This is a genomic window from Blastochloris sulfoviridis (genome assembly GCF_008630065.1).
GTDB classification, from domain to species: Bacteria; Pseudomonadota; Alphaproteobacteria; order Rhizobiales; family Xanthobacteraceae; genus Blastochloris; species Blastochloris sulfoviridis.
Map to the genome: position 1 here is coordinate 44,249 of NZ_VWPL01000005.1, position 23,884 is coordinate 68,132.

Here is a 23,884-nt window from a genome sequence, read left to right on the forward strand (position 1 = left end):
GTCAGCGGCGCTCGACCCAGTCGTCTCCCACCTTGACGTAGGACCGCTTCACTGCCGCCCAGGCGATGCGATGGGCGGCTTCCTCCTGGCGCGGATCGTCGGCATGTGCGGCAAACGCGTTGTTGAAGGCGGCGCGAAAGATGTCCTGCGCGTGCGACGGCAGATGCCGGGCCACGGACGGCGGCAGATCGTCATTGCTGCGATAGGGCATTGGCCGACCCTCCAGACAGGTCTCCGGCACGATCCGCAGGCGGCCCCGTCTCAGCCGCCGGCCGGCGACACCGCGGGATGGCGCGCCAGCAGCTCGATGACCTCGGCATCCGACACCTGCCGGAAGTCGTCATAGAAGAAGCCGATGGCACCGAACGGCTCGGGCGTCTCCAGGCACACGATCTCGTCCACCTCGCCGCGCAGCGCCTCCAGCGCCTGCGGCGGCGCCACCGGTACCGCCAGCACGAGCTTGGCCGGATTGCGCTGCCGGGTCGCCTGCAGCGCGGCGCGAACGGTGGCGCCGGTGGCGATGCCGTCATCGACGACGATGACGGTGCGGCCCGCCAGGTCCGGATGGGCGCGATCGCCAAGGTAGCGCTTACGCCGCCGTTCGATCTCGGCCAGTTCGCTGTCGCGGGCCCTGGCAAACTCGGCCTCGCCGATGGCCAGCTTGGCGATCACATCGTCATTGCGCACGACGATCGGCGAAGGGCCGTCGACCACCGCCGCCATCGCCAGTTCCGGCTCGAACGGCACGCCGATCTTGCGCACCAGTATGAGATCGAGCGGCGCCGCCAGCGCGGCCGCGATTTCGGCCGCGACCGGCACCCCGCCGCGCGGCAAGGCCAGCATCACCGGGTGTTCGTCCTTGAGCGGCGCGAGTGCCTTGGCGAGTTGGCGGCCGGCGTCGATGCGATCGATGAACGGCATGGGGGCCTCCAGGAACCTTCCCGCACGATTATCCGCCAGCGCCGCGCGCCGGCGCGACGAGGAACCGCGCGAACCGGCCGAACGCGAGATCGGCCGCCGCCTCCATCGCGCCGGACTCGAGAAAGATATGGGTCGCGCCGGGAATGATGGCCAGATCCCTTGGCGCGTCAGCCGGTCGAACAGCAACGTGCCGATGCCGGTGCGGTTCAGCGCCTCGCCGGAGCATGCGCCGAGCCGGCGTCGCCGGACCGGACGCGGCGAACGATATCCGACTTCCGCGCGGCAGGGCTGGAGGACCGTAAACCACTGATCCCAAAACCAGGTCCACTTCAAGCATGACGAGTCACGTTTTGCGGTCCCTGGCATCAATCGCGACGTCGATGAGATCCTGGCGCGCAACAGCACCCTCACGATGGCCGACGCCCTTCCCACGCCGAAGCAATTCGGCACCCAGCGCGCAGGATCACCATGCGGAATGCGGCAGTCTACTTATAGACCCATTTTCATGTCGCAATTTGCGAATCGAGCCAGAGAATCGGGCAACGATGATTTATTCTTCGCGCGCCGTACCGTCCTGCACATGACATAAAGTTGCATTGGGCGCCGCCAAGGTTGCTGGAGAGAGCCTTGACAGATCAGCCAGGCCAGGAGGTTTCCAGCCCCGACGGTCCGCCAAAGGTCGTTTCGTCCGAAAAGGACGATCTGCGGGTCGTCGGCATCGGCGCCTCGGCCGGCGGGCTTGAAGCACTTCGGCCTTTGGTCGCCGCTTTGCCGGAATCCTCCAATCTCTGCTTCGTCATCATCCAGCATCTGTCGCCGCAGCACCGCAGCATGATGGTCGACCTGCTGGCGCGCGAGACCCGGATTCCGGTGCGCAGCATCACCAACCGCACGTCGCTGAAGCCCAACACCATCTATGTGACGCCGCCGAACTGCGACGTGCTCTACCGGTCCGGCAAGCTCGTGCTGCGCGCCCCTCTCGACGAGAAGGGGCCGAAGCCCTCGATCGACCAGTTCTTCGCCAGCCTCGCGTCCGAACTCGCCGGCCGCGCCATCGGCGTGGTGCTGTCGGGCACCGGCTCCGACGGCGCCAACGGCATTCGCGCCATCAAGGCCCATGGCGGCATCACCTTCGCCCAGGATCCGGTCACCGCGAAATATGAAAGCATGCCGCGCGCCGCCATCATGACCGGCGGCGCCGACATCGTCCTTTCGCCCAAGGAGATCGCCGCCAAGCTCGGCCTCACCGCCAAGGGCCAGGATCTCCACCTGGAGATGACGGAGAAGACCAGCGGCGTCAGCCCGTTCCACGCTCTCATTCAGGTCGTGCGCCGCCACACCGGCATGGACTTCAGCAACTACAAGGAGACGACACTGCGCCGACGGATCGGCCGGCGCATGGCGACGCTCAAGATCAAGAACCTCAAGGACTACGTCAGCCACATCGACACCCACCGCGAGGAAATCGACGACTTGGCGAAATCCTTCATGATTTCGGTCACGTCGTTCATGCGCGACACCGAGGCGTTCGCAGCCCTTGAGCCGGTGCTCGAAAAGCTCGCCGCCAAGAAGCAGACCGGCGAAACGCTGCGCATCTGGGTGCCGGCCTGCGCCACCGGCGAGGAAGCCTATTCGATTGCGCTGCTGCTGGCCAAGAAGACGCTGGTCCGCAATGATGCGCCGCGCGTCCAGATTTTCGGTACCGACATCGACGCGCTCGCCACCATGCAGGCGCGGCGCGGCGAGTTTCCCGGCGCCAGCGTCGCCCATCTCGATCGCGCGCTGCTGCGCAACCATTTCGTCAAGGCCGGCGACGTCCACCGCATCAGCAAGTTCGTGCGCGACATGGTGGTGTTCTCGCGCCACGACGTGGTGAACGATCCGCCGTTCAAGAACATCGACCTGATCAGTTGCCGCAACCTGCTCATCTATTTCAAGCCGGCGCTGCAGGAGCGCATTCTCAAGCTGTTCCACTACGCACTGGCGCCGGGCGGCTATCTGTTCCTCGGCCGCTCGGAATCGCTCGGCTCCAGCCGCTCGCTGTTCAGCGTCGTCGACTTCCGCCACAAGATCTACCATCGCCGCGACGTCTCCAACCGGCCCCACCACGTCCCGAGGCCCAAGGAGCCCGACACGCCGCCCGACCAGGGCGCGAGAAGGCCCGGCAAGGGCGTCGGCCTCCCGAACCCGACTCTGGTTCAGGCCGGCATCAACCTGCTGGCGGATTCCTACGGCCCGCCCAGCATCCTGCTGTCGCAGGATGGCGACCCGCTGCATTTCTACGGCAATGTCAGCCGCTTCATCCGCGTCGGCGCCGGAACCGGTCCGGTCGACTTCAACCTGATGACGCTTGTCGATCCCGCCTTCCGGTCGGATCTGCGTGTCCTGCTGCATCGCTGCACGCGCGACCGCCTCCCCATCCGGGGCCAGTATCGCGAGAGTCATCCGCCCGGCCGGCTCGTCCGGCTCGCCATGCACCCCGTCGACAACAGCGAGGCCGACGACCCGCTGTTCATGCTGAGTTTCGAGGAGGCCGACCCGGCGCGGCCGCGCGGCAAGAAGGCCGCCGGACTGGTCAACGAGATCGACGTTCAGCAGGTCGCCACCCTGGAGCAGGAGCTCAAGGCGACCAAGGAGAACCTGCAGTCGATCGTCGAGGAGCTCGAGACCTCGAACGAGGAGCTGCAGGCGGCCAATGAGGAGCTGCACGCCTCCAACGAGGAGCTGCAGGCCTCCAACGAGGAACTGGAGACCACCAACGAGGAGCTGCAGGCGACCAATGAGGAGCTGTCGACCGTCAATGACGAGCTGTCGGCCAAGACCAACGCGCTGGCGGAGATCAATGGCGAGCTTGAGGGCATCCTCGCCAACTCGGTCGAGGCGATCGTCCTCATCGATCCGAAGCTGCAGGTGCTGCGCTACAACAGCAAGGCAGCGCGGATTCTGCGGCTGTCGCCGATGCCCGACAAGCAGAACCTGCTCAAGAGCGGAATCGTCGCCGACATGCCGCAGATCCTGACCTGGATCGAGACCGTGCTGACCACCGGGCGCAACCATGTCGGCGAGATCCGGATCGACCAGGGCACGTTCCTGATGCAGATCTCCGCCAACAAGGTGCGCAAGCGCCTGCGCGGCGCCATCATCACCGTGTCGGACATGACCGAGCTGCGGCGCGCCCAGCAGGCCGCCGCCGAGCACGGCCGGCGCGCCGAGCATCTGATCGAGACGTCGAGCGAGGGCATCATCATCACCGAGCGCACCGGCCGCGTGGTGGTGTGCAATCCGGCCGCCTGCGCCTTCCTGGATGTCGTGGCCGACAAGGTCATCGGCTTCCCGGCGGACCGCCTGTTCTTCGACAGCGACCGCGCGGACGCGCTGCTGGAGCACCTGCTGTCGACCTCAGGCCCCAACGCCGAGCGCCGGCTGGAGATCTCGATCCCGCGCAACGACCAGTTCCGCCATTTCGACGTGCTGCTCAGCGAATTCGCGATCGAGAGCGGCTGCTACCGCGCCATCACGTTGCGCGACAACACCCGCATCCGCGAGATGAGCGTCACGCTGGAGGCCGCCAAGAAGGTAGCCGAGGAGGCGAGCCGGGCGAAGACCGACTTCCTCGCCAAGATGAGCCATGAGCTGCGCACGCCGCTGAACGCCATCGTCGGCTTCTCCGACGCCATCCTGAGCGAGGTGTTCGGCCATCTGCAGCACGAGCGCTACCTCTCCTACATCACCGACATCCACACCTCCGGCGTCCATCTCGCCAACCTCATCAACGATATTTTCGACATCGCCAAGATCGAGGCCGGCATGCTCCAGCTTCGCGAGACGATGGTCGATCTCGTCGAGCTGGTGTCGAACACCGTCAATGTGGTCTCGCCCGTTGCCGCCAAGGCCGGCGTGATGGTGGCGCCCGATTTCCGCGCCGCACAGATGTTCATGAACATCGACGAGCGCCGCATCCGCCAGGTTCTGTTGAACGTGCTGTCGAACGCCATCAAGTTCTCGCCCCGCGGCAGCACGGTCCGGGTGAAGGTGTCCGCGTTCGAGAACGGCGGCGCGGCGATCGAGGTGCAGGACACGGGCGTCGGCATGACGCAGGAGACGGTCGCGCGGATCGGCTCCGGCCCGATCACGTCCGGCCTCCTGTCGCCCGGCGGCGAGGAGGGAACCGGGCTCGGCCTGCCGGTGAGCATCGCGCTGATGCAGGCGCATGGCGGCACGCTGTCGATCGACAGCACGCCAGGCCAGGGCACTGCCGTGACCCTGGCCTTCGGGCCGGAGCGCATGCTGCTGCGCCCGTCGCCGAATGGTGGCGACACGCCGCGGCACCATGCGCGCGACGACATCGCCATCGCCCGGCTCGCGCGGGGCCATGAGTCCCCCGGCCCGTTCGGCGCATCGTGACCGGATTTTGCGGCGGTGGGCGGCAACGTGCCCCCTCGCCCGTGATGGCGCCCTGCCCTCTGCACCAAGCACGCGGGCGACCGTCGCTAAGGCGCCGTCACGACAACGGACAGTGTGCAGAAGGAGCTTCGCCGGTCGACGATCCCGGGTCTCGGCTCACGCCTCGCCCGGGATGACGATCACTGGCACCGCCTCAATCGAACAGGCTCGACACGCTCTCTTCCGACGCCGTGCGGCAGATGGCTTCGCCGAGCAGCGTGGCGATCGAGATCACCCGGATATTGCGGGAGACCCGCACCGCCTCGGTCGGCTGGATGGAGTCGGTGATCACCAGCTCCTTGATCTTGGAGGCGGTGATGCGTGACACCGCCCCGCCCGACAGCACGCCATGGGTGATGTAGGCGTAGACCTCGGTTGCGCCCTGGTGCAGCAGCGCCTCGGCGGCATTCACCAGCGTGCCGCCGGAATCGACGATGTCGTCGACCAGCACGCAGATGCGGCCCTCGACGTCGCCGATGATGTTCATCACCTCGCTCTCGCCGGGGCGCTCGCGGCGCTTATCCACGATGGCGAGCGGCGCGTCGATGCGCTTGGCGATGCCGCGGGCGCGCACCACGCCGCCGACGTCCGGCGACACCACCGTCACCTTGTCGAGGGCGTAGCGCTCCTTGATGTCGCGCACCATCACCGGCGAGGCGTAGAGATTGTCGGTGGGGATGTCGAAGAAGCCCTGGATCTGGCCGGCGTGGAGATCCAGCGTCAGCACGCGGTCGGCGCCGGCGCGGGTGATCAGGTTGGCGACCAGCTTGGCCGAGATCGGCGTGCGGGGGCCCGGCTTGCGGTCCTGGCGGGCGTAGCCGAAATAGGGAAGCACCGCGGTGATGCGGCGCGCCGAGGCGCGGCGCAGCGCATCGATGATGATCAGGAGCTCCATCAGATGGTCGTTGGCCGGGAAGGAGGTCGACTGGACGACGAACACGTCCTGCCCGCGCACGTTCTCCTGGATCTCGACGAACACCTCCATATCGGCGAAGCGCCGCACCACCGCCTTCGCCAAGGGCGTTTCGAGATAGGCGCCGATTGCCTCGGCCAGCGCCCGGTTCGAATTCCCGGCAACGAGTTTGATTACGCCGTTGCGCGTAGACATGACGTCGAAAATCCCCATCACACGGTGTCCGGACGACCGCTTCGCAACCTCAGGAGACAATCCCGCCGAAAACCCGTGCTGGAGAGCAGAATTTGCGGCGACCGGCGTGCGGAACTCCGGCCCTGCCGGCCGGATTTCGTATCACGCCGGTTCCCCGGACGATCACGCCGTGATCCCGGCTACTCCCTTCTCGCCAACCGCCTGACCCGCGACGGGATTTGCGGCGAACCCATTGCGAAAAACTCGGCCTTGCGCGCTGCCCTTCGCAGCGCGCCGAGCGGGCGCTCTTCGGCCGGCGTCCTGATAACAACGCGATGACAAGGCGTAAATAGCGGGAACGCCGATCGGCAAAGACGTGGTCAATCCGCTGTGTAGCCGGTGACGGCCGAGGTGGCCGGCTCACCGGCGGCGACGTCGGCTCCTTCGGCCGCGCGCGGGGCCGCCGTGCCCGCCGGCGCCGCGGTGCGCAGCCATTGCGACAGCTCGGCAACGCTCTGGGCGGCGATCTTGGCCACGGCGGCGCTGGAGCCCGACCACGCGTCGCTGCCGGCCGCCACCTCCTCGCCGGACAGCCGCACGGTGCGCCGCCGGCTGGCGTCGAACACGTCGAACACCCACGCCACCTTGCTTTCGGCGCCCTCATTGTGCGCCGCCAGATAGGCGCGCACGCGGTAATCGGCATTGTCGTTTCGGGAGACGATCAGGACCCGCCGCGCCTCGGACTCGCGGGCGATGTCGGCGACCAGACGGTCGAACACCGGTTGCGGCGCACCACTGATCGACTCGAAGGCGACCGGCACCAGCCCAGACTGCGCGGCCAGCGAGGCGGCCTGATCGGCATTGGAGACGCAGCCGGCGGCGTTGAGCACCAGTGCCAGGACGGCCAGCCGGCCGTTCCAGCCCTGCAAAAACGCAAAGCCGCCTCTGCTCTCGCGCATGCCCGCCCTCATGCTGCTGTCGCACCAAGGGGCGATGTTTAATGAAAGGTTAAGCCCGAGTCGAGAGGGTGGACCCGTAGGCGCGGGTGGCCGGGAAGATCGCCTGGAAGTCGTCGTCCCGGGCGAGCGTCAGCGAGACCCGGGACCGTCATCCGGAAAGACCCCTTCCTGCAAACGATCCCGACGACGGCAGCGGGGCACGGTAGGGCGGGATAGCGAAGCGTATCCCGTCGTTCTGACATCCCGGCTGAGAATGCTTTCGCTATTGCGCCCTATACGGCTGCTACGGCTCCCGGGCCATATCCTCTTGGACGGCGGCAACGGAGCTGTCACCACCAATCAGGAACTGAGAGCAATCGCGCTGATCAGCCGGCCGTAATCCGGCTCGCCGCGGTGGGTGGTGCGGCGATAGCTGAAGAAACGCGCCTCGTCCGCATAGGTGTCGAGGCCGAGATCCTCGATCTCCCCCACCCCCGCCTCCGCCAGCCGGTCGCGGATGAAGCCGGGCAGATCGAAATAGGCGCGATCGCCGGTGCCGGCGGCGAAATAGCGCTCGCTCAAGGGATGGGCCTCGCGCACCCGGGCGATGAAGTCCGGCCCCACCTCGTAGGAGGGCTGGCGGATCAGCGGGCCGATGGCGGCCAGGATGCGGCTGCGCCGGGCGCCGAGCCGCTCCATGGCCTCCACGGTCGCCGCGATCACCCCGTCGACCGCGCCGCGCCAACCGGCGTGGGCGGCGCCGATCACCTGCGCGTTGGGATCGGCGAACAGCACCGGCCCGCAATCGGCGGTGGTGATGCCGAGCGCGATCCCCGGCCGGTCGGTCACCATGGCGTCGGCCTTGGGCGCCGCCTCGCGTTCCCACGGCTCGGCCACCACCGCCACGTCCGGCGAATGCACCTGGTAGACGCTGACCAGCGGCCCCGGCACGCCGAGCGCCGCCACCATGCGGGCGCGGTTCTCGCGCACATGCGCGGGCTCGTCATCCGAGCCCTGGCCGCCGTTCAGGCTGGCATAGAGCCCCTCCGACACCCCGCCCTGCCGGGTGAAGAAGGCATGGCGGACATGGCCCAGCACGGCGAGCCGCGGCGAGGTGACGACGGGAAACGGGCTTTCGGGGCGGGAGTTCGGCACGGAGGATGTCCTGTTGCGGCGGGATTTCGCAGGCGCGGGCATCGGCGTTGCGGACACCGTTGCGATAGACCGGAAGCCCGCTCATCGGCAAGCGCGTGCCCCGCCTGCACAATACCTGATCAGGCCCCACCCGGATTGCCGATCCCATAGGCACAGTCTCATCCGGACCACCGAATTATCGGGCTGTTCTTCTGGCATGAAACGTGCTGAGGTACTGGCCATAATGCATCTAGGGTTCCGGCCGCACCTGCGGCGTCTGGTCCGAGAGATGCGCTCCCGCCCCGTTGGGGCGGAGCCACGGCGGGATAAAAGCCCGGGAGATCCACCGCGAGAAGCTTCGGATTCTCAAGGCGAGGTCTCTGCCCGTGCACCCGCTCGATGGGCCTCCCGATTCGGATCTCCTCGCGAACGATGCGTGAGATCCAATCGCGAGAGGTTCCATGACCATCTCACTCAAGCGAATTTCCGCCTTCTGCCTCGGGCTCGCCGCCGCCGCCGCCATCGCCTGCTCGCCGGCCGGCGCCGTCGAGAAGAAGAGCTTCAAGATCGCCTGGTCGATCTATGCCGGCTGGATGCCCTGGGGCTACGCCGCCGACTCCGGCCTGATGAAGAAGTGGGCCGACAAATACGGCATCAATGTCGAGATCGTGCAGATCAACGACTATGTCGAATCCATCAACCAGTACACCGCCGGCGGCTTCGATGGCTGCGTCATGACCAACATGGACGCGCTGACCATCCCCGCAGCCGGTGGCGTCGACTCCACCGCCCTCATCGTCGGCGACTTCTCCAACGGCAATGACGGCGTCGTGCTGAAGACCGGAAAGACCGTCGCCGACATCAAGGGCGAGAAGATCAATCTCGTCCAGCTCTCGGTGTCGCACTATCTGTTGGCGCGCGCACTCGACAGCGTTGGCCTGACCGAGAAGGATGTCTCGATCGTCAACACCTCGGATGCCGACATCGTCTCGGTGTTCACCTCCTCGTCCGATTCGAAGGCGGTGGTGACCTGGAACCCGCAGCTCGCCGAGGTCGCCGCTGTCAAGGGCGCCACCAAGGTGTTCGATTCCTCCAAGGTTCCCGGCGAGATCATCGATCTCCTGGTCGTCAACACCGGCACGCTGAAGGACAATCCGGCGCTCGCCAAGGCGCTGACCGGCGTCTGGTACGAGATGATGGAGAAGATGGCGGCAGGCGACGAGGCGATGCTGACCCATATGGCGAAAGCCTCGGGCACCGACCTCGCCGGCTACAAGTCGCAGCTCGTCACCACCCGCATGTTCTACAAGCCCGCCGAGGCGATGGAGTTCACCACCTCGCCGCAGCTTCCGAAGACCATGGACCTCGTGCGGACCTTCTCGTTCGAGCACGGCCTGCTCGGCGAGGGCGCCAAGACCAAGGACGCCGTCGGCATCGCCTTCCCGGGCGGCGAGATCCTGGGCGACGCGAAGAACGTGAAGCTGCGCTTCGACGCCGAGGCCATGAAGCTCGCCGCCGAGGGCAAACTCTGAACGTTCGTCAAGTGCGAAGCTTCCGGCTGGTTCGATGAGCTGGCCGGACGCTCCAACGACAGGTACCGGGAGAAACTGAGGCATGGGCCTTCGCATCATCAATCGACGGCCGGGCCGGGGCGGCGCGCTGTTCTGGGGCGCGCTTCCCTTTCTCGCGGTGCTGGCGCTCTACCTCACCTTCTCGGCCATGCGTCTGGCCGAGAACCCCAACGACAAGCTGCTGCCGGCGCTCTCCACCATCGCCGAAACCGTTGTCCGCCTCGCCTTCACCCCCGACCAGCGCACCGGCCAGGTGCTGCTGTGGGTCGACACCGCCGCGAGCCTCGCCCGCCTCGCCTGGGGGCTCGCGGTCTCGGCCGCGCTCGGTCTCGTCATCGGCATCGCCAGCGGCCTCGTGCCCTATCTCCGCGCCGGCCTGTCGCCCTTCGTCGCGGTGGTGTCGCTGATCCCACCGATGGCGCTGCTGCCGATCCTGTTCATTTCATTCGGCCTCGACGAGCTGTCGAAGGTGGTGCTGATCGTCATCGGCATCGCGCCGTTCCTGATCCGCGACCTCGCGATGCGCGTCGAGGCGATCCCGCCCGAACTCGTCATCAAGGCGCAGACGCTCGGCGCCTCGACGTGGCAGATCATCACCCGCCTCGTGCTGCCAACCATGCTGCCGAAGCTCATCGATGCGCTGCGGCTGTCGCTGGGCCCGGCCTGGCTGTTCCTGATCTCGGCCGAGGCCATCGCCGCGCAGGACGGGCTCGGCTATCGCATCTTCCTGGTGCGGCGCTATCTCGCCATGGACGTGATCCTGCCCTATGTCGCCTGGATCACGCTTATGGCCTTCCTGATGGACTGGGGCCTGCGCGCACTCAACCGCCGCACCTCGCCCTGGCTGACACGGGGGATGGCATGAGCACGGTGCGCGTACGCAATCTCTGGAAGCAGTATGGCGACCAGGTGGTGCTGGAGCACATCAATCTCGACATCCCGTCGGGCGAGTTCTGCGCGCTGGTCGGCCCGTCCGGCTGCGGCAAGACCACGTTCCTGCGCCTCCTTCTGGCGATGGAGCAGCCGACGCGCGGCACCATCACCATCGATGGCAAGCCGCTGCCCGGCGAGCCGCGGCCCGATCGCGGCGTGGTGTTCCAGCGCTATTCGGTGTTTCCGCATCTTACCGTCGAGGAGAACATCGTCCTCGGCCTCGAATTCGCCCGCGCGCCGCTGACCGGTCGGCTGTATGGCGCCAAGAAGCGCCGCGCGCTGGAGGAGGTTGCCGAGACCATCGAGCGCGTCGGCCTTAGCCCGTCGCGCACGAAATATCCCGGCGAGCTGTCGGGCGGCATGCAGCAGCGGCTCTCCATCGCCCAGGCGCTGGTGCGCAAGCCGCGCATCCTGCTGATGGACGAGCCGTTCGGCGCGCTCGATCCCGGCACCAAGGCACAGATGTACGTGCTGGTGCGCGAGCTGTGGCGCGCCGAGCGCATGACCGTGTTCATGGTCACCCACGACCTCAAGGAAGGCTTCTCGCTCGCGACGCGCGTGCTCGCCTTCGACAAGGTCCGCCACGACCCGCAGGCGCCCGAGGCCTACGGCGCCACCGTGAAGTTCAACATCCCGCTCGACGACAAGGCCGAACGCGCCGAGATCGTCTCGAAACTGCCCGCCCTCGCAGCGACGGAGAATGAAGAGGGCGCCACCCGGGGACGACCCTGGGCCAGGCTCTTCGATTTTGCCGGGACGACCCGGCGCAAGCGGAGAGAGTCGCATGAGCGAACTTCTGTATGAGGACGTGCTGCCCGGCGGCACGCACTGGTCCTTCGTCGTCCGGCGCGGACTCGTGCTGCGTCTCGTCGCTGTCGATAGCGGCGCCAATGCCGGCATGCTGTTCTACAATCCCGCCAACCTGCTGGAGCGCTACAACGCGCCCGACACGCTGAAGTGCCAGCACACCTTCAAGCTCACCCGCGGCAACTGCCTCTATTCCGACATGGGGCGGGTATTCTGCTCGATCATTGATGACAGCGTCGGCTGGCACGACACCGTGTGCGGCAACACCACCCGCGCCATGGTGGCCGAGCGCTGGGGTACCAGGACCTATCAGGCCTGCCGCAACGACTGGCAGCTCAACGGCCATGACAGCTTCCTGGTCGAGGGCGGCAAGTATGGCCTCGGCCGCCGCGACCTCGCCGCCAACGTCAACTGGTTCTCGAAAGTGGTGGTGGCCGACGACGGTGCCATGATCTTCGACCCGACCAACGCCAAGGCCGGCGATCACGTCGATCTCCGTTTCGAGATGGATACGCTGGTGCTGCTGCACACCTGCCCGCACCCGCTGAACCCCGCCGCCGACTATCCGCGCGCCGCCGTGCGCTACCAGGTCCGCAGCGCCCCGCCGATGGCCGAAGACGACGTCTGCCTCAATGCCTGCCCGGAGAACCGGCGCGGCCTTGAGAACAACCGTCTCTATCACCTGATCGGCTGAGGAGGGTTCGCACCATGTTGAAGGAAAGCACGCTCGCACCCGCGGCCGCACGCTATCGCGCCATCGTTCCCGCCGGCGACTACTGGCTGCATGAAGTGAAGACGGGTCAGACGTTCCGCATCGTCGATGTCGATGGCAACCAGGCCGCCGACACGCTGTTCTACAACGCCGACGATCCGTTCGAGCGCTACTCGGCCACCGACACCATCCGCGCCCAGGCCAACGTCTATCTCGGCACCGGCTCGAAGCTGCTGTCGACCGACGGCAATGTGATGCTCACCATCACCGCCGACACGGTGGGCCGGCACGACACGCTGGGCGGCGCCTGCGCCACGGAATCCAACACCGTGCGCTATGCGCTTGAGAAGAAGACCATGCACGCCTGCCGCGATTCCTATCTGCTCGCCTTGGCGGAGCATGACCGCTTCGGCCTCACCAAGCGCGACATCGGCCACAACATCAACTTCTTCATGAACGTGCCGATCACCCGGGACGGCGGCCTCACCTTCGCCGATGGCGTCTCGGGGCCGGGCAAGTATGTCGAGATGGTCGCCGCCATGAACGTGCTGGTGCTGATCTCGAACTGCCCGCAGCTCAACAATCCGTGCAACGCCTACAATCCGACGCCGATCGAGGTGCTGATCTGGGACGAAGGGGCCTGACGCATGTTCTCAAAGGTCCTGATCGCCAATCGCGGCGCCATCGCCTGCCGCGTCATCCGCACGTTGCGCCGTATGGGCATCGCCTCCGTCGCCGTCTATTCGGAGGCCGACCGCCACGCGCTGCATGTGGCCGAGGCCGACGAGGCGATCCTCGTCGGCCCCGCCCCGGCCGCGCAGAGCTACCTGCGCACCGAGGCCATTCTCGACGCCGCCCTCAAGACCGGGGCGCAAGCGATCCACCCCGGCTATGGCTTCCTGTCGGAGAACCCGGAGTTCGCGGACGCCTGCGCCGCGCATGGACTCGTGTTCATCGGCCCGAGGCCAGAGCACATGCGCGCCTTCGGCCTCAAGCACACCGCGCGCGAGCTGGCGCGTGCTGCCGGCGTGCCGCTGGCGCCGGGCTCGGACCTGCTCGCCGATCTCGACCACGCCCGGGCCGAGGCCGCGCGCATCGGCTATCCGGTGATGCTGAAGAGCACCGCCGGCGGCGGCGGCATCGGCCTCACGCTCTGCCGCAGCGCGGACGAGCTTGCGCCGCTGTTCGAGCGCGTCCAGCGGCTGGCCCGCAACAACTTCAACAATGCCGGGCTGTTCGTCGAAAAGTACGTCGAGCGCGGCCGCCACATCGAGGTGCAGATCTTCGGCGACGGCCAGGGCGAGGTGGTGGCGCTCGGCGAGCGCGACTGCTCGGCGCAGCGGCGAAACCAGAAGGTGATCGAGGAGACGCCGGCACCCGGCCTGTCGGCCGCGCTGCGCCAGAAGCTGTTCGACACCGCGGCCCGGCTCGGCCGCACGGTCAATTATGCCAATGCCGGCACGGTGGAGTTTCTCTACGACACCGACAGCGGCGCCTTTCACTTTCTGGAGGTCAACACCCGCCTGCAGGTGGAGCATGGCGTCACCGAACAGGTGACCGGCATCGATCTTGTCGAATGGATGATCCGCCAGGCGGCGGGCGAGCCGCTGCCATTGCGCGACCCGCCAGCGCCGCGCGGCGCCTCGATCCAGGTGCGGCTCTATGCCGAGGATCCGGCACGCGACTTCCGGCCCTCCTCCGGCCTGCTCACCCATCTGCGCTGGCCGGAAGGCGCACGTATCGAGACCTGGGTCGAGGCCGGCGTCGAGGTGTCGCCCTACTACGACCCGATGATCGCCAAGATTATCGTCACCGGCACCGACCGCGCCGATGCGCTGGCGAAGCTCGGCACGGCGCTCACCGCCACCGAAATCAGCGGCATCGAGACCAATCTCGATTATCTGCGCGCCGTCGTGGCCGGCGAGGACTTCGCGAGCGGCCGCATGACCACGCGCACGCTCGCGACCTTCGCCTATCACCCGCGCACCATCGAGGTGATCGCCGCCGGCACCCAGACCACGGTGCAGGACTATCCCGGCCGCGTCGGCTATTGGGACGTCGGCGTGCCGCCCTCCGGGCCGATGGACAATCTGTCCTTCCGCCTCGCCAACCGCGCGGTAGGCAATGCGGCTGGCACCGCCGCGCTCGAAATCACCATGTCCGGCCCGACGCTGAAGTTCAACGCGGCTGCGGTGATCTGCCTTGCCGGCGCGACGATGGAGGCGCATCTCGACGACGCTCCCCTGCCCTTCCTCCAGCCGGTTGAGGTCCGAGCCGGTCAGGTGCTGCGGCTCGGCGCAGTCACCGGTGCTGGCTGCCGCGCCTATCTCGCGGTGCGCGGCGGCCTCGACGTGCCCGCCTATCTCGGCGCCAAATCGACCTTCACGCTCGGAAAATTCGGCGGCCCGGCCGGCCGGGCGCTGAAGGCCGGCGACGTGCTGCATCTCGGCGATGCGAGCGAGACCGCGCCTTGCGCGGTGCCGGAGTCGCTCGTGCCGCCGCTCACCCGCAACTGGGAGATCGGCGTGCTCTACGGGCCGCACGGCGCGCCCGACTTCTTCACCGACGATGACATCGACGCCTTCTTCGCGGCGTCCTGGGAGGTGCACTACAATTCCAACCGCACCGGCGTGCGGCTCATCGGCCCGCGCCCGGCCTGGGCGCGCAGCGATGGCGGCGAGGCCGGCCTGCACCCGAGCAACATCCACGACAACGCCTATGCCATCGGCACCATCGACTTCACCGGCGACATGCCGGTGATCCTCGGCCTCGACGGGCCGAGCCTCGGCGGCTTCGTCTGCCCGGCCACCATCGTCCAGGCGGAATTGTGGAAGATCGGCCAGCTTCGCCCCGGCGACCGCGTGCGCTTCCGCCGCCTTCAGCCCGCCGAAGCCGCAGCGATGGAGGCGCAGCAGGAGGCCGAGATCGCCGGCTTCGCGCCGGTGCCGTTCGATCCGCTCTGGCTCGCGGGCGATTGCGGGCCGGACTCGGCCATCGTGGGCGAGATGCCGCCGGCCGGCGAGCGCCCGCATGTCGTCTATCGCCGGGCCGGCGACAAGTACCTGCTGGTCGAATACGGTCCGCCGGTGCTCGATCTCGAACTGCGCTTCCGCGTGCATGCGCTGATGACGGCCTTGAAGGCGCTCGCGCGCGCCGGCATCATCGAGATGACGCCCGGCATCCGCTCGCTGCAGATCCATTACGACAGCCGCACCCTGAAGCTGCCGGCGCTGCTCGACCTCCTGCGCCGTGCCGAGCTTTCACTGCCCGACACCGGCGACATGGAAGTGCCGACCCGCATCGTCCATCTGCCGCTGTCCTGGGACGACGAGGCCACCCAGCTCGCCATCCGCAAGTACATGCAGTCGGTGCGCGCGGATGCGCCGTGGTGCCCGAGCAATATCGAGTTCATTCGCCGCATCAACGGTCTCGACAGTATCGACGAGGTCAAGCGCATCGTGTTCGCGGCGAGCTATCTCGTGCTCGGCCTCGGCGACGTCTATCTCGGCGCGCCGGTGGCGACCCCGGTCGATCCGCGTCACCGTCTCGTCACCACCAAGTACAATCCGGCGCGCACCTGGACACCGGAAAACGCGGTGGGCATCGGCGGCGCCTATCTGTGCGTCTATGGCATGGAAGGCCCGGGCGGCTACCAGTTCGTCGGCCGCACCTGCCAGATGTGGAACAGCTTCAAGGCGACCGACGCCTTCGAGCCCGGCAAGCCGTGGCTGTTGCGCTTCTTCGATCAGATCCGCTTCGTCGAGGTGAGCGCCGAGGAGCTCCTGGCCTTCCGCGAGGATTTTCCGCGCGGCAAGGCGAAGCTCAGGATCGAGCATGGCACCTTCCGCCTCGCCGACTATCGCCGCTTCCTCGCCGCGAACCGCGACGAGATCGACGCCTTCAAGCGGCGCCAGCAGCAGGCCTTCAACGAGGAGCGCGCCCGCTGGGAGGCCTCGGGCCAGATCGGCTATGGTGCCGAGCTGCCTGAGATCCTCGACAGTGGTGACGACAACCCGCTGCCGCCCGGCGGCGTGGCCGCAGAATCGCCGGTGCCGGGCAGCGTGTGGAAGATCGCCGTCGAGCCCGGCCAGCGCGTCGAGGCCGGCGACATCCTGGTGGTGGTGGAAAGCATGAAGATGGAGATCAACGTCGCCGCGCCGATCTCCGGCGTGGTCGCGGAGCTGCGCTGCGCCGAGGCGCGCGCGGTGGCGCTCGGCCAGACGCTGGCCGTGGTCGTACCGGCGGAGGCGCGCTGATGCTGTCGCTCGATATCGCCTCGCTCCAGCACGGCTACGCCACCGGCACGCTCTCGCCCGAGGCCGTGCTCGATGCCGTCTATGACCGCATCGCCGCGCGGGGCGAGCGGCCGGTGTGGATCACGCTGCTTTCAAGGGACGCAGCGCTGGCGCAGCTTGCCGCCGCACCGCGCGGGCCGCTGTGGGGCATCCCGTTCGCGGTGAAGGACAATATCGACGTCGCTGGCCTGCCGACGACGGCCGCCTGCCCCGCCTTCGCCTATACGCCCGAGCGCTCCGCCACCGTGGTGGAGCGTCTGCAGGCTGCCGGCGCCATCCTGATCGGCAAGACCAATATGGACCAGTTCGCCACCGGGCTGGTCGGCACCCGCAGCCCCTATGGCGCCTGCACCTCGGTGTTCAGCGCCGACCATATCTCGGGCGGCTCGTCGTCGGGCTCGGGCGTCGCGGTCGGCGCCGGGCAGGTCGCGTTCGCGCTCGGCACCGACACCGCCGGCTCCGGCCGCGTGCCGGCCGCGTTCAACAACGTGGTGGGGCTGAAGCCGACGCGCGGCCTCGTCAGCACACGCGGTGTGGTGCCGGCCTGCCGCAGCCTCGATTGCGTCTCGGTGTTCGCCGGCACGATCGGCGATGCGCTGGCGGTGCTGCGCATCGCTGGCGGCTTCGATACCGAGGATGGCTTCTCACGCCGCCCGCAGCCGGCGCCGGCCCTGCCCGCGCGCGTGCGCTTTGGCGTACCGGCCGACCTCGCCTTCTTCGGCGATACGGCTGCTGAAGTGCTGTTCCGCGAGAGCGTCGCACGGCTCGAAGCCCTGGGCGGCGAAGCGGTGACGATCGACTTCGCGCCGTTCCGCGATGCCGCCTCCCTGCTCTATGCCGGACCGTGGGTGGCCGAGCGGCGTGCCGCGATCGGCGATTTCGCGGCCACGCATCCCGAGGCGGTGCACGAGGTGGTGCGCGCGATCGTGCTCGGCGGCGAAAACTGGTCGGCCGTTGACGCCTTCAAGGCGCAGTACCGGCTCGCCGAGCTTGTCCGCGCCGCCGAGGCGGAATGGGCGAAGATGGACGTCCTGCTGCTGCCCACCGCGCCCACGATCTATCGCATCGACGAAGTGCTGGCCGACCCGGTTCGGCTCAACAGCAATCTCGGCACCTACACCAATTTCGTCAATCTGATGGATCTGTCCGCCATCGCCATCCCGGCCGGCTTCCGGCCGGACGGCCTGCCGTTCGGCGTCACGCTGGTCGGCCGGGCATTCGAGGATGAGCCCCTGGCGCTGCTCGCCGACGCGCTGCATCGCGCCTTGCCCGGCGCCCGCATCGGCGCGACCGGCGCGGGCCTCGCCACGACCCCGCCCGCGCGCATCGAGCCATCCGCCGGTCGCGTCCGGCTCGCCGTGGTCGGCGCCCATCTCGAAGGCCAGCCGCTGCACGGCCAGCTTGTCGAGCGCGACGCCCGCCGCGTCGCCACCACGCGCACCGCGCCCGGCTACAGCCTTTATGCGCTCAAGGGCACGACGCCCGCCAAGCCCGGCCTGGTGCGCGACGAGACCGGCGCCGGCGGCATCGAGGTCGAGGTCTATGAGCTGGACCCTGCCGGGTTCGGCAGCTTCGTGGCGCTGGTGCCGCCGCCGCTCTGCATCGGCACGGTGACGCTGGCCGATGGCAGCGAGGTCAAGGGCTTCCTGTGCGAAGGCCGGGCGGTGACGGACGCGCTCGACATCACCGCGCTTGGCGGCTGGCGCGCCTGGCGCGCATCCTGCGCGGCATCGTCATGAGGGCTTGTGTCGTTCGTTAAGGCGCGCAGGAAGGGAGACGTCCTTGGCTTGGCTCACGTTGCTTCTCGCCGGGCTGCTGGAGATCGTGTGGGCGTATGCGATGAAGCTGTCGGAGGGGTTCACCCGCCCGCTGCCGACCGCCATCACCATCACCGCGCTGATCGCCAGCCTCGTGCTGCTGTCCCTGGCGACGAAGGTGCTGCCGCTCGGCACCGCCTATGCGGTGTGGACGGGCATCGGTGCGGTCGGCGCCTTCGCCATCGGCATCGTCTTCCTGGGCGAACCGCTGACCGCGCTGCACCTCGTGGCCGCCGCGCTCATCGTCTGCGGCATCGCGCTGATGAAGCTCGCCTCGGGCGACTGAGCGCCGACTGACGCGGCTTGAATTCACAGGGGACACCCGCCCGCAGCGCCAAGTCCGGCGGCCGACAAAATCCGCCACCGGACATCGGCATTGCATGCGGGCGTCGCCGGAACTTCATCGACGGAATCAAGACTGACGACCGACGCGCGCCCCGCCATCTGCGGATGTCCGCTGCGGTCATAGGAATCCGACAAGGCCGCCATACCAGGACGTGTGATACAAATTATTGCAACCTTTTCGTGCTAGGCGTAGGGAATACGGCTTCAGGCTCTCGACATTCAATGCGCGAGGCTCTCATGGATATCGCAAATCTGACAGGCGCGCTCGTTTGGTTCCGAAGTAAGTCCTGGCTGCAGGACCAAATCAACGACCTGTTCATTCCAATAGAGGAAAGCCTCGGCTCGGATATCCCGCCGAGCACCGAAGAGGTTCGCAGATATATTTCTGCAACCAGGCAAATCAGCAAACTTGTGAAGCTCAAGAGAGGGTATGGTCTCAACAGGGCCACGGCAGAGCTTAGCGAAGCCCTCCAGGAGATGAAGTCGAAGCTCGGTCTCGCTCAGCCGGATGGCATCGCCCCCGCGTGCCAGCACGCCTTGTCTGCCGCGAAGAAGCTGAGACGGGCGATCGACCGGCTGGAGCCCTGACGGCGCCAGCGCCTGCAACCGGTGGCAGAACGAAAGCTGGAGCTGTGGCGCAGGGCCGCTCCCCCTCGCTCACGCAGGGCTGTTCGGTTCTCAGGGCAGACTTAAGATTCTGAGGACGAGGGTGAGGTCGAGGACAAGGTCGAGGGCGGCACACCAACGGGGATTCGTGATGTTTCGCATCCGCCGGCCCGGAGCCGGCTGTCGGCGAAGGAGCGTAGGAGTTTCGCGTTCAGTTCGCCGAAAATCTCGCTCTCCACGGCGGATTTTCGGCGAGTCTTATTCCGCGGATCGCGACGTGATCACCCGGAAACCGAAGGAGAGAAGCAATAACGAAGATGGCCGGGACGAGCCCGGCCACGACGTCGATCGATCAGACCGAAAGCGTCAGCCTGCCTGCGCCCTCGGCATCACGGTCGGAACGCCAGCGCCTCCGCCGGCATCTCCACGCCCGGCAGGTTGCGCGGATCGGGCTCCGGCGCCAGTACCTCGGTGCGGATGGGGATGACGCCGGCCCACACCGGGAAGGCGTAATCGGTCTCGTCATCCTCCGGCGGGCCGACCCGCACCTTCGCCGATGCCTCGTCGAACGGCATCGACATCACCGTGGTCGCCTCCAGTTCGTTCGGCTTCATCGGCCGCAGCCGCTCCCACTGCCCAGGAATCAGGCGATTGACCATGGTGCGCAAATGGGCCTCCTTGGCCGCCGGGTCAGTGACCTTCGAGGGCCTGCCGAACACCATCACCGAGCGGTGGTTGACGTTGAAGTTGAAGGCCGAGCGCGCCATCACCAGCCCGTCGATGGCGCTGACCGTGAGACACACCTCCGCACCCTCGATCGCCCGGATCATCCGGCTCGCCGCCGAGCCATGCCAATAGAGCTGGTCGCCCTCGCGCCAGTGCAGCGTCGGCGTCACGAGCGGCTGGCCGTCGGCCACATAGCCGATGTGGCAGTGGGGGATGGCGTCGAGAATGGCGACGATGGTATCGCGGTCATAGCGCGCGAGCCAATTGTAGCGCCGGACGCGGGTGCGCTCGCTGGGCGGGGTGGGTGTCATTCGCGAAGCCTCCTGTGCTGCATGCCAGCGGCCCACCGCGGATGCCGATCGGGCCAGCCTGCCCCGCCTCTTGCACAGAGCATGCCGACCGCCTCTTTTCGTTTTATAGACATTTTATATAACGCAAATAATTTTGCCGGAGATCCCCGCTCTTCCAAGATTGGCCTCGAATTTGCTATACGGTTTCAAGCTGGGTTCCCCCAGTCCAGCGCGAAGGGTCTCTATGGACGAAACCACCGTCCTCACATTCGACATCGATGACTTTGTCGAGGAGTTCAGCCACTGCTTCACTGGCGAATGCCGCGTGAGCGTGCTGCCGATTCTCTACAAGATCAGCCAGATCAACACAAATTCCGCCGACCTCGCCCGCGCGCTGCCGATCATTCTCGGGGTGATGCGCCAGCACCTCAAGATACAGCGCGGCATGGTGACGCTCTATGACCGCCACTCCGGCTCGATCTTCATCCACGACTCCTTCGGCCTTGCCGAGGCGGAGAAGACGGCCGGCGCCTACGCGCCCGACGGCGGCGTCACCGCCAGGGTGGTGGAGACCGGCAAGGCCGTGGTCGTGCAGCATCAGGGCGGCGACGCAGACGCCGAGGGCGCCTCACGCCGAAGCTCGTCGCGCGTCAAGTCCGCCTTCTTCTGCGTGCCGATCGTCCACGCCAAGCGGGTGCTCGGCACCATCGGCGCCGAGCGCGTCTACATGAACCCGCGCCTGCTGCGCCAGGATGTCGAACTCCTGGCGATGGTGGCCTCGATGATCGCGCCGGCGGTCGAGCTCTATTTGATGGAGAATGTCGACAAGGTGCGCCAGGAGCATGAGGCGCGCCGCATCCGGGCCGCGCTGAAGGAGCGCTTCCGGCCCTCCAACATCATCGGCAACTCCAAGCCGATGCAGGACGTCTACAACCTGATCGAAAAGGTCGCCGCGACCAAGGCCACCGTGCTGATCCTGGGCGAGAGCGGCGTCGGCAAGGAGCTGGTGGCCAACGCCCTCCACTACAACGGCGCCACCGCGGAAGGGCCGTTCGTCACCTCCAACTGCGCGGCACTGCCGGAGAACCTCGCCGAAAGCGAGCTGTTCGGCCACGAGAAGGGCTCGTTCACCGGCGCGCTGGCCCTGCACAAGGGCTGCTTCGAGCAGGCCGACGGCGGCGCCATCTTCCTCGACGAGGTCGGCGAGCTCAGCCTCTCTATTCAGGCCAAGCTGTTGCGGGTGCTGCAGCAGAGGAAGTTCGAGCGGGTCGGCGGCACGCGGCCGGTGAAGGTCGACGTGCGCATCATCGCCGCCACCAACCGCAACCTCGCCGAAATGGTCGAGCGCGGCACCTTCCGCGAAGACCTCTACTACCGCCTCAACGTGTTCCCGATCACCGTGCCGCCGCTGCGCGAGCGCGGCGCCGACGTCATCACGCTGGCCGACCACTTCGTGACGTGCTTCTCCAAGGAGAACGCCAAGACCATCAAGCGCATCTCGACGCCCGCGCTCAACATGCTGATGAGCTACCACTGGCCCGGCAATGTGCGCGAGCTGGAGAACGTCATCGAGCGCTCGGTCATCCTGTCGGAGGACGACGTCATCCACGCCTACGATCTGCCGCCCTCGCTGCAGACGCCGAACGAAAGCGGCACCGCCTTCGGCGTCAGCCTGGAGTCGAAGCTGCGCGCCGTTGAATACGAGATGATCGTCGAGGCGCTGAAGACATCGAACGGCCACATCGGCGATGCCGCCAAGGAGCTGGGCCTCACCCGCCGCATGCTCGGCGTGCGGATGGAGCGATACGGCATCAGCTACAAAAGCTTCCGCGGCGCCGATGTGCGCAAATGGAACGCCGACGAGGCCTGAGCGCAGTGGCGCGATTTGCGCCGGATATCTCCGTTCCTCATCATTGAGCTCATTCGCCATGGTCCTGGCCGGGCTTGTCCCGGCCATCTCGACGATATGGCCGCACGCGCTTGAGCCTCTTCAATCGGGATCGCCGGAACAAGCCCGGCGATCACGGCGCCAATCGGCTCGCCCACCGCCCACCAGAATCTACCGCACCCGCACAATGCCGCGCGAATTTACCGGACCGGTGAATTCCCGCGGACGCCGCCTTTGACCGGCCGGCGAAGTGAAATTTACCGGAATGTAGATTCCTCTCCGAATTCACCCCCGGTGTGCATCGCCAAGCTGTTGCCGGCGCAATGAGGCAGCGCTTTTGTTCGATACTCCAAAACATTAGCGGCTTGCCGGAAGCGGCTTCGAAATATTCTGCGCTTGACGCCGATTTCCCGCCGGAAGCCCACCGTTCTGGCACGCCGGTTGCGATACCCGCCTCGTGTCAGGCGAAATTCTTCGCAAGCCAGATCAAGGAATCTGAAATTATGACCCGTAAGGTTGCGATCTACGGCAAGGGCGGCATCGGCAAGTCGACGACGACGCAGAATACGGCCGCTGCTCTGGCTCATTTCCACGGCAAGAACATCTTCATCCACGGCTGCGACCCCAAGGCCGACTCCACGCGCCTGATCCTCGGCGGCCAGATGCAGGAAACCGTGATGGACTCCTTGCGCATCTACGGCGCGGAGAAGGTCACCGTCGAAAAGGTGGTGCGGACCGGCTTCAAGGGCATCCGCTGCGTGGAATCGGGCGGTCCGGAGCCGGGCGTGGGCTGTGCCGGCCGCGGCGTCATCACCGCCATCGACCTGATGGAAGAGAACGAGGCCTACACCGACGACCTCGACTTCATCTTCTTCGACGTGCTGGGCGACGTGGTGTGCGGAGGCTTCGCCATGCCGATCCGCGACGGCAAGGCCCAGGAGGTCTACATCGTCGCCTCCGGCGAGATGATGGCGATCTACGCCGCCAACAACATCTGCAAGGGCCTCGTGAAATACGCCAAGCAGAGCGGCGTGCGCCTCGGCGGCATCATCTGCAACAGCCGCAACGTCGACGGCGAGCGCGAGTTCCTGGAGGAATTCACCGCGGCGATCGGCACCCAGATGATCCACTTCGTGCCGCGTGACAATATCGTACAGAAGGCCGAATTCAACAAGAAGACAGTCACCGAGTTCGACGACTCGGTCAACCAGGCGCACGAGTACAAGAAGCTCGCCCAGAACATCATCGACAACCAGATGTTCGTCATTCCCAAGCCGCTGACCATGGACGAGCTTGAGAAGATGGTCGTGAAGTACGGCCTCTGCGATTGACGCCGCGCGCGATGCGTCCCCCGAAACCTTCGTGCGACCA

18 protein-coding genes and 1 riboswitch are annotated in these 23,884 nt (G+C 66.9%); of the genes, 12 read left to right on the forward strand and 6 right to left on the reverse strand.

Annotated features, from left to right (window positions below; genetic code table 11):
• Window position 1: 1 nt before the first annotated feature.
• Window positions 2-211 (reverse strand): ChaB family protein, encoded by a 210-nt coding sequence (locus F1193_RS04055; RefSeq protein ID WP_150096394.1) that lies wholly within the window; start codon window positions 209-211, stop codon window positions 2-4.
• Window positions 212-261: 50 nt separating this feature from the next.
• Window positions 262-921: a phosphoribosyltransferase gene (locus F1193_RS04060; protein WP_150096395.1), complete on the reverse strand. Its 660-nt coding sequence runs from the start codon at window positions 919-921 to the stop codon at window positions 262-264.
• Window positions 922-1,548: 627 nt separating this feature from the next.
• Between F1193_RS04060 and F1193_RS04065 the strand changes: the two genes are divergently transcribed.
• Complete coding sequence (locus F1193_RS04065; RefSeq protein WP_150096396.1) at window positions 1,549-5,325, forward strand: chemotaxis protein CheB; 3,777 nt, start codon at window positions 1,549-1,551, stop codon at window positions 5,323-5,325.
• A gap of 193 nt (window positions 5,326-5,518) precedes the next feature.
• Here the strand turns inward: F1193_RS04065 and F1193_RS04070 are convergent, their stop codons facing one another.
• The 3 genes from F1193_RS04070 to pgeF form a co-directional block, all read right to left on the reverse strand.
• A complete protein-coding gene (locus tag F1193_RS04070; RefSeq protein WP_150096397.1) occupies window positions 5,519-6,472 on the reverse strand; it encodes a ribose-phosphate pyrophosphokinase in 954 nt (317 codons plus the stop codon).
• Between the two features lie 359 nt (window positions 6,473-6,831).
• The gene (locus tag F1193_RS04075) at window positions 6,832-7,410 is read right to left on the reverse strand and encodes a hypothetical protein (protein ID WP_150096398.1); all 579 of its coding nucleotides are present in this window, start codon (window positions 7,408-7,410) and stop codon (window positions 6,832-6,834) included.
• Between the two features lie 339 nt (window positions 7,411-7,749).
• Entirely contained in the window at window positions 7,750-8,544 is a 795-nt protein-coding gene (gene pgeF / locus F1193_RS04080; RefSeq protein WP_246164115.1) for a peptidoglycan editing factor PgeF, read from the reverse strand.
• 218 nt (window positions 8,545-8,762) lie between these two features.
• Window positions 8,763-8,866, forward strand: a riboswitch (guanidine-I (ykkC/yxkD leader).
• 118 nt (window positions 8,867-8,984) lie between these two features.
• Between pgeF and F1193_RS04085 the strand changes: the two genes are divergently transcribed.
• From F1193_RS04085 to F1193_RS04125, 9 genes are all read left to right on the forward strand, one after another.
• Window positions 8,985-10,055, forward strand: coding sequence for a putative urea ABC transporter substrate-binding protein (locus F1193_RS04085; RefSeq protein WP_150096400.1), 1,071 nt, complete (start codon window positions 8,985-8,987; stop codon window positions 10,053-10,055).
• An 82-nt stretch (window positions 10,056-10,137) separates the two neighbouring features.
• A complete protein-coding gene (locus F1193_RS04090) occupies window positions 10,138-10,959 on the forward strand; it encodes an ABC transporter permease (RefSeq protein ID WP_150096401.1) in 822 nt (273 codons plus the stop codon).
• On the forward strand, window positions 10,956-11,831 hold the full coding sequence (locus F1193_RS04095; protein WP_150096402.1) for an ABC transporter ATP-binding protein: 876 nt from the start codon (window positions 10,956-10,958) through the stop codon (window positions 11,829-11,831). The genes F1193_RS04090 and F1193_RS04095 overlap by 4 nt, the downstream gene beginning before the upstream one ends.
• Window positions 11,812-12,528: an urea amidolyase associated protein UAAP1 gene (locus F1193_RS04100; protein WP_150096403.1), complete on the forward strand. Its 717-nt coding sequence runs from the start codon at window positions 11,812-11,814 to the stop codon at window positions 12,526-12,528. The genes F1193_RS04095 and F1193_RS04100 overlap by 20 nt, the downstream gene beginning before the upstream one ends.
• Before the next feature lie 14 nt (window positions 12,529-12,542).
• A complete protein-coding gene (locus F1193_RS04105; protein ID WP_150096404.1) occupies window positions 12,543-13,190 on the forward strand; it encodes an urea amidolyase associated protein UAAP2 in 648 nt (215 codons plus the stop codon).
• A 3-nt stretch (window positions 13,191-13,193) separates the two neighbouring features.
• The gene (gene uca, locus F1193_RS04110; protein ID WP_150096405.1) at window positions 13,194-16,802 is read left to right on the forward strand and encodes an urea carboxylase; all 3,609 of its coding nucleotides are present in this window, start codon (window positions 13,194-13,196) and stop codon (window positions 16,800-16,802) included.
• Window positions 16,802-18,580, forward strand: coding sequence for an allophanate hydrolase (atzF, locus tag F1193_RS04115; protein ID WP_150096406.1), 1,779 nt, complete (start codon window positions 16,802-16,804; stop codon window positions 18,578-18,580). The genes uca and atzF overlap by 1 nt, the downstream gene beginning before the upstream one ends.
• A gap of 43 nt (window positions 18,581-18,623) precedes the next feature.
• Entirely contained in the window at window positions 18,624-18,944 is a 321-nt protein-coding gene (locus F1193_RS04120) for a DMT family transporter (RefSeq protein ID WP_150096407.1), read from the forward strand.
• Between the two features lie 296 nt (window positions 18,945-19,240).
• Window positions 19,241-19,591, forward strand: coding sequence for a hypothetical protein (locus F1193_RS04125; protein ID WP_150096408.1), 351 nt, complete (start codon window positions 19,241-19,243; stop codon window positions 19,589-19,591).
• Window positions 19,592-19,998: 407 nt separating this feature from the next.
• Here F1193_RS04125 and F1193_RS04130 read toward each other — a convergent pair whose 3' ends face one another.
• The gene (locus F1193_RS04130; protein WP_150096409.1) at window positions 19,999-20,646 is read right to left on the reverse strand and encodes a pyridoxamine 5'-phosphate oxidase family protein; all 648 of its coding nucleotides are present in this window, start codon (window positions 20,644-20,646) and stop codon (window positions 19,999-20,001) included.
• A 223-nt stretch (window positions 20,647-20,869) separates the two neighbouring features.
• Between F1193_RS04130 and F1193_RS04135 the strand changes: the two genes are divergently transcribed.
• Together F1193_RS04135 and nifH are read left to right on the forward strand one after the other, a co-directional pair.
• Window positions 20,870-22,495, forward strand: a complete 1,626-nt coding sequence (locus tag F1193_RS04135; protein ID WP_150096410.1) for a sigma 54-interacting transcriptional regulator — start codon at window positions 20,870-20,872, stop codon at window positions 22,493-22,495.
• A gap of 521 nt (window positions 22,496-23,016) precedes the next feature.
• A complete protein-coding gene (nifH, locus tag F1193_RS04140) occupies window positions 23,017-23,844 on the forward strand; it encodes a nitrogenase iron protein (RefSeq protein WP_150096411.1) in 828 nt (275 codons plus the stop codon).
• Window positions 23,845-23,884 lie beyond the last annotated feature (40 nt).

Bases quoted from the DNA above. Each gene is read 5' to 3' on its own strand.
- F1193_RS04085 (WP_150096400.1), top strand. From the start codon at position 8,985: ATGACCATCTCACTCAAGCGAATTTCCGCCTTCTGCCTCGGGCTCGCC.
- F1193_RS04105 (WP_150096404.1), top strand. From the start codon at position 12,543: ATGTTGAAGGAAAGCACGCTCGCACCCGCGGCCGCACGCTATCGCGCC.
- F1193_RS04060 (WP_150096395.1), bottom strand. From the start codon at position 921: ATGCCGTTCATCGATCGCATCGACGCCGGCCGCCAACTCGCCAAGGCA.
- atzF (WP_150096406.1), top strand. From the start codon at position 16,802: ATGCTGTCGCTCGATATCGCCTCGCTCCAGCACGGCTACGCCACCGGC.
- F1193_RS04095 (WP_150096402.1), top strand. From the start codon at position 10,956: ATGAGCACGGTGCGCGTACGCAATCTCTGGAAGCAGTATGGCGACCAG.
- F1193_RS04070 (WP_150096397.1), bottom strand. From the start codon at position 6,472: ATGTCTACGCGCAACGGCGTAATCAAACTCGTTGCCGGGAATTCGAAC.
- F1193_RS04125 (WP_150096408.1), top strand. From the start codon at position 19,241: ATGGATATCGCAAATCTGACAGGCGCGCTCGTTTGGTTCCGAAGTAAG.
- nifH (WP_150096411.1), top strand. From the start codon at position 23,017: ATGACCCGTAAGGTTGCGATCTACGGCAAGGGCGGCATCGGCAAGTCG.
- F1193_RS04090 (WP_150096401.1), top strand. From the start codon at position 10,138: ATGGGCCTTCGCATCATCAATCGACGGCCGGGCCGGGGCGGCGCGCTG.
- F1193_RS04135 (WP_150096410.1), top strand. From the start codon at position 20,870: ATGGACGAAACCACCGTCCTCACATTCGACATCGATGACTTTGTCGAG.
- F1193_RS04075 (WP_150096398.1), bottom strand. From the start codon at position 7,410: ATGCGCGAGAGCAGAGGCGGCTTTGCGTTTTTGCAGGGCTGGAACGGC.
- F1193_RS04100 (WP_150096403.1), top strand. From the start codon at position 11,812: ATGAGCGAACTTCTGTATGAGGACGTGCTGCCCGGCGGCACGCACTGG.
- F1193_RS04130 (WP_150096409.1), bottom strand. From the start codon at position 20,646: ATGACACCCACCCCGCCCAGCGAGCGCACCCGCGTCCGGCGCTACAAT.
- uca (WP_150096405.1), top strand. From the start codon at position 13,194: ATGTTCTCAAAGGTCCTGATCGCCAATCGCGGCGCCATCGCCTGCCGC.
- F1193_RS04055 (WP_150096394.1), bottom strand. From the start codon at position 211: ATGCCCTATCGCAGCAATGACGATCTGCCGCCGTCCGTGGCCCGGCAT.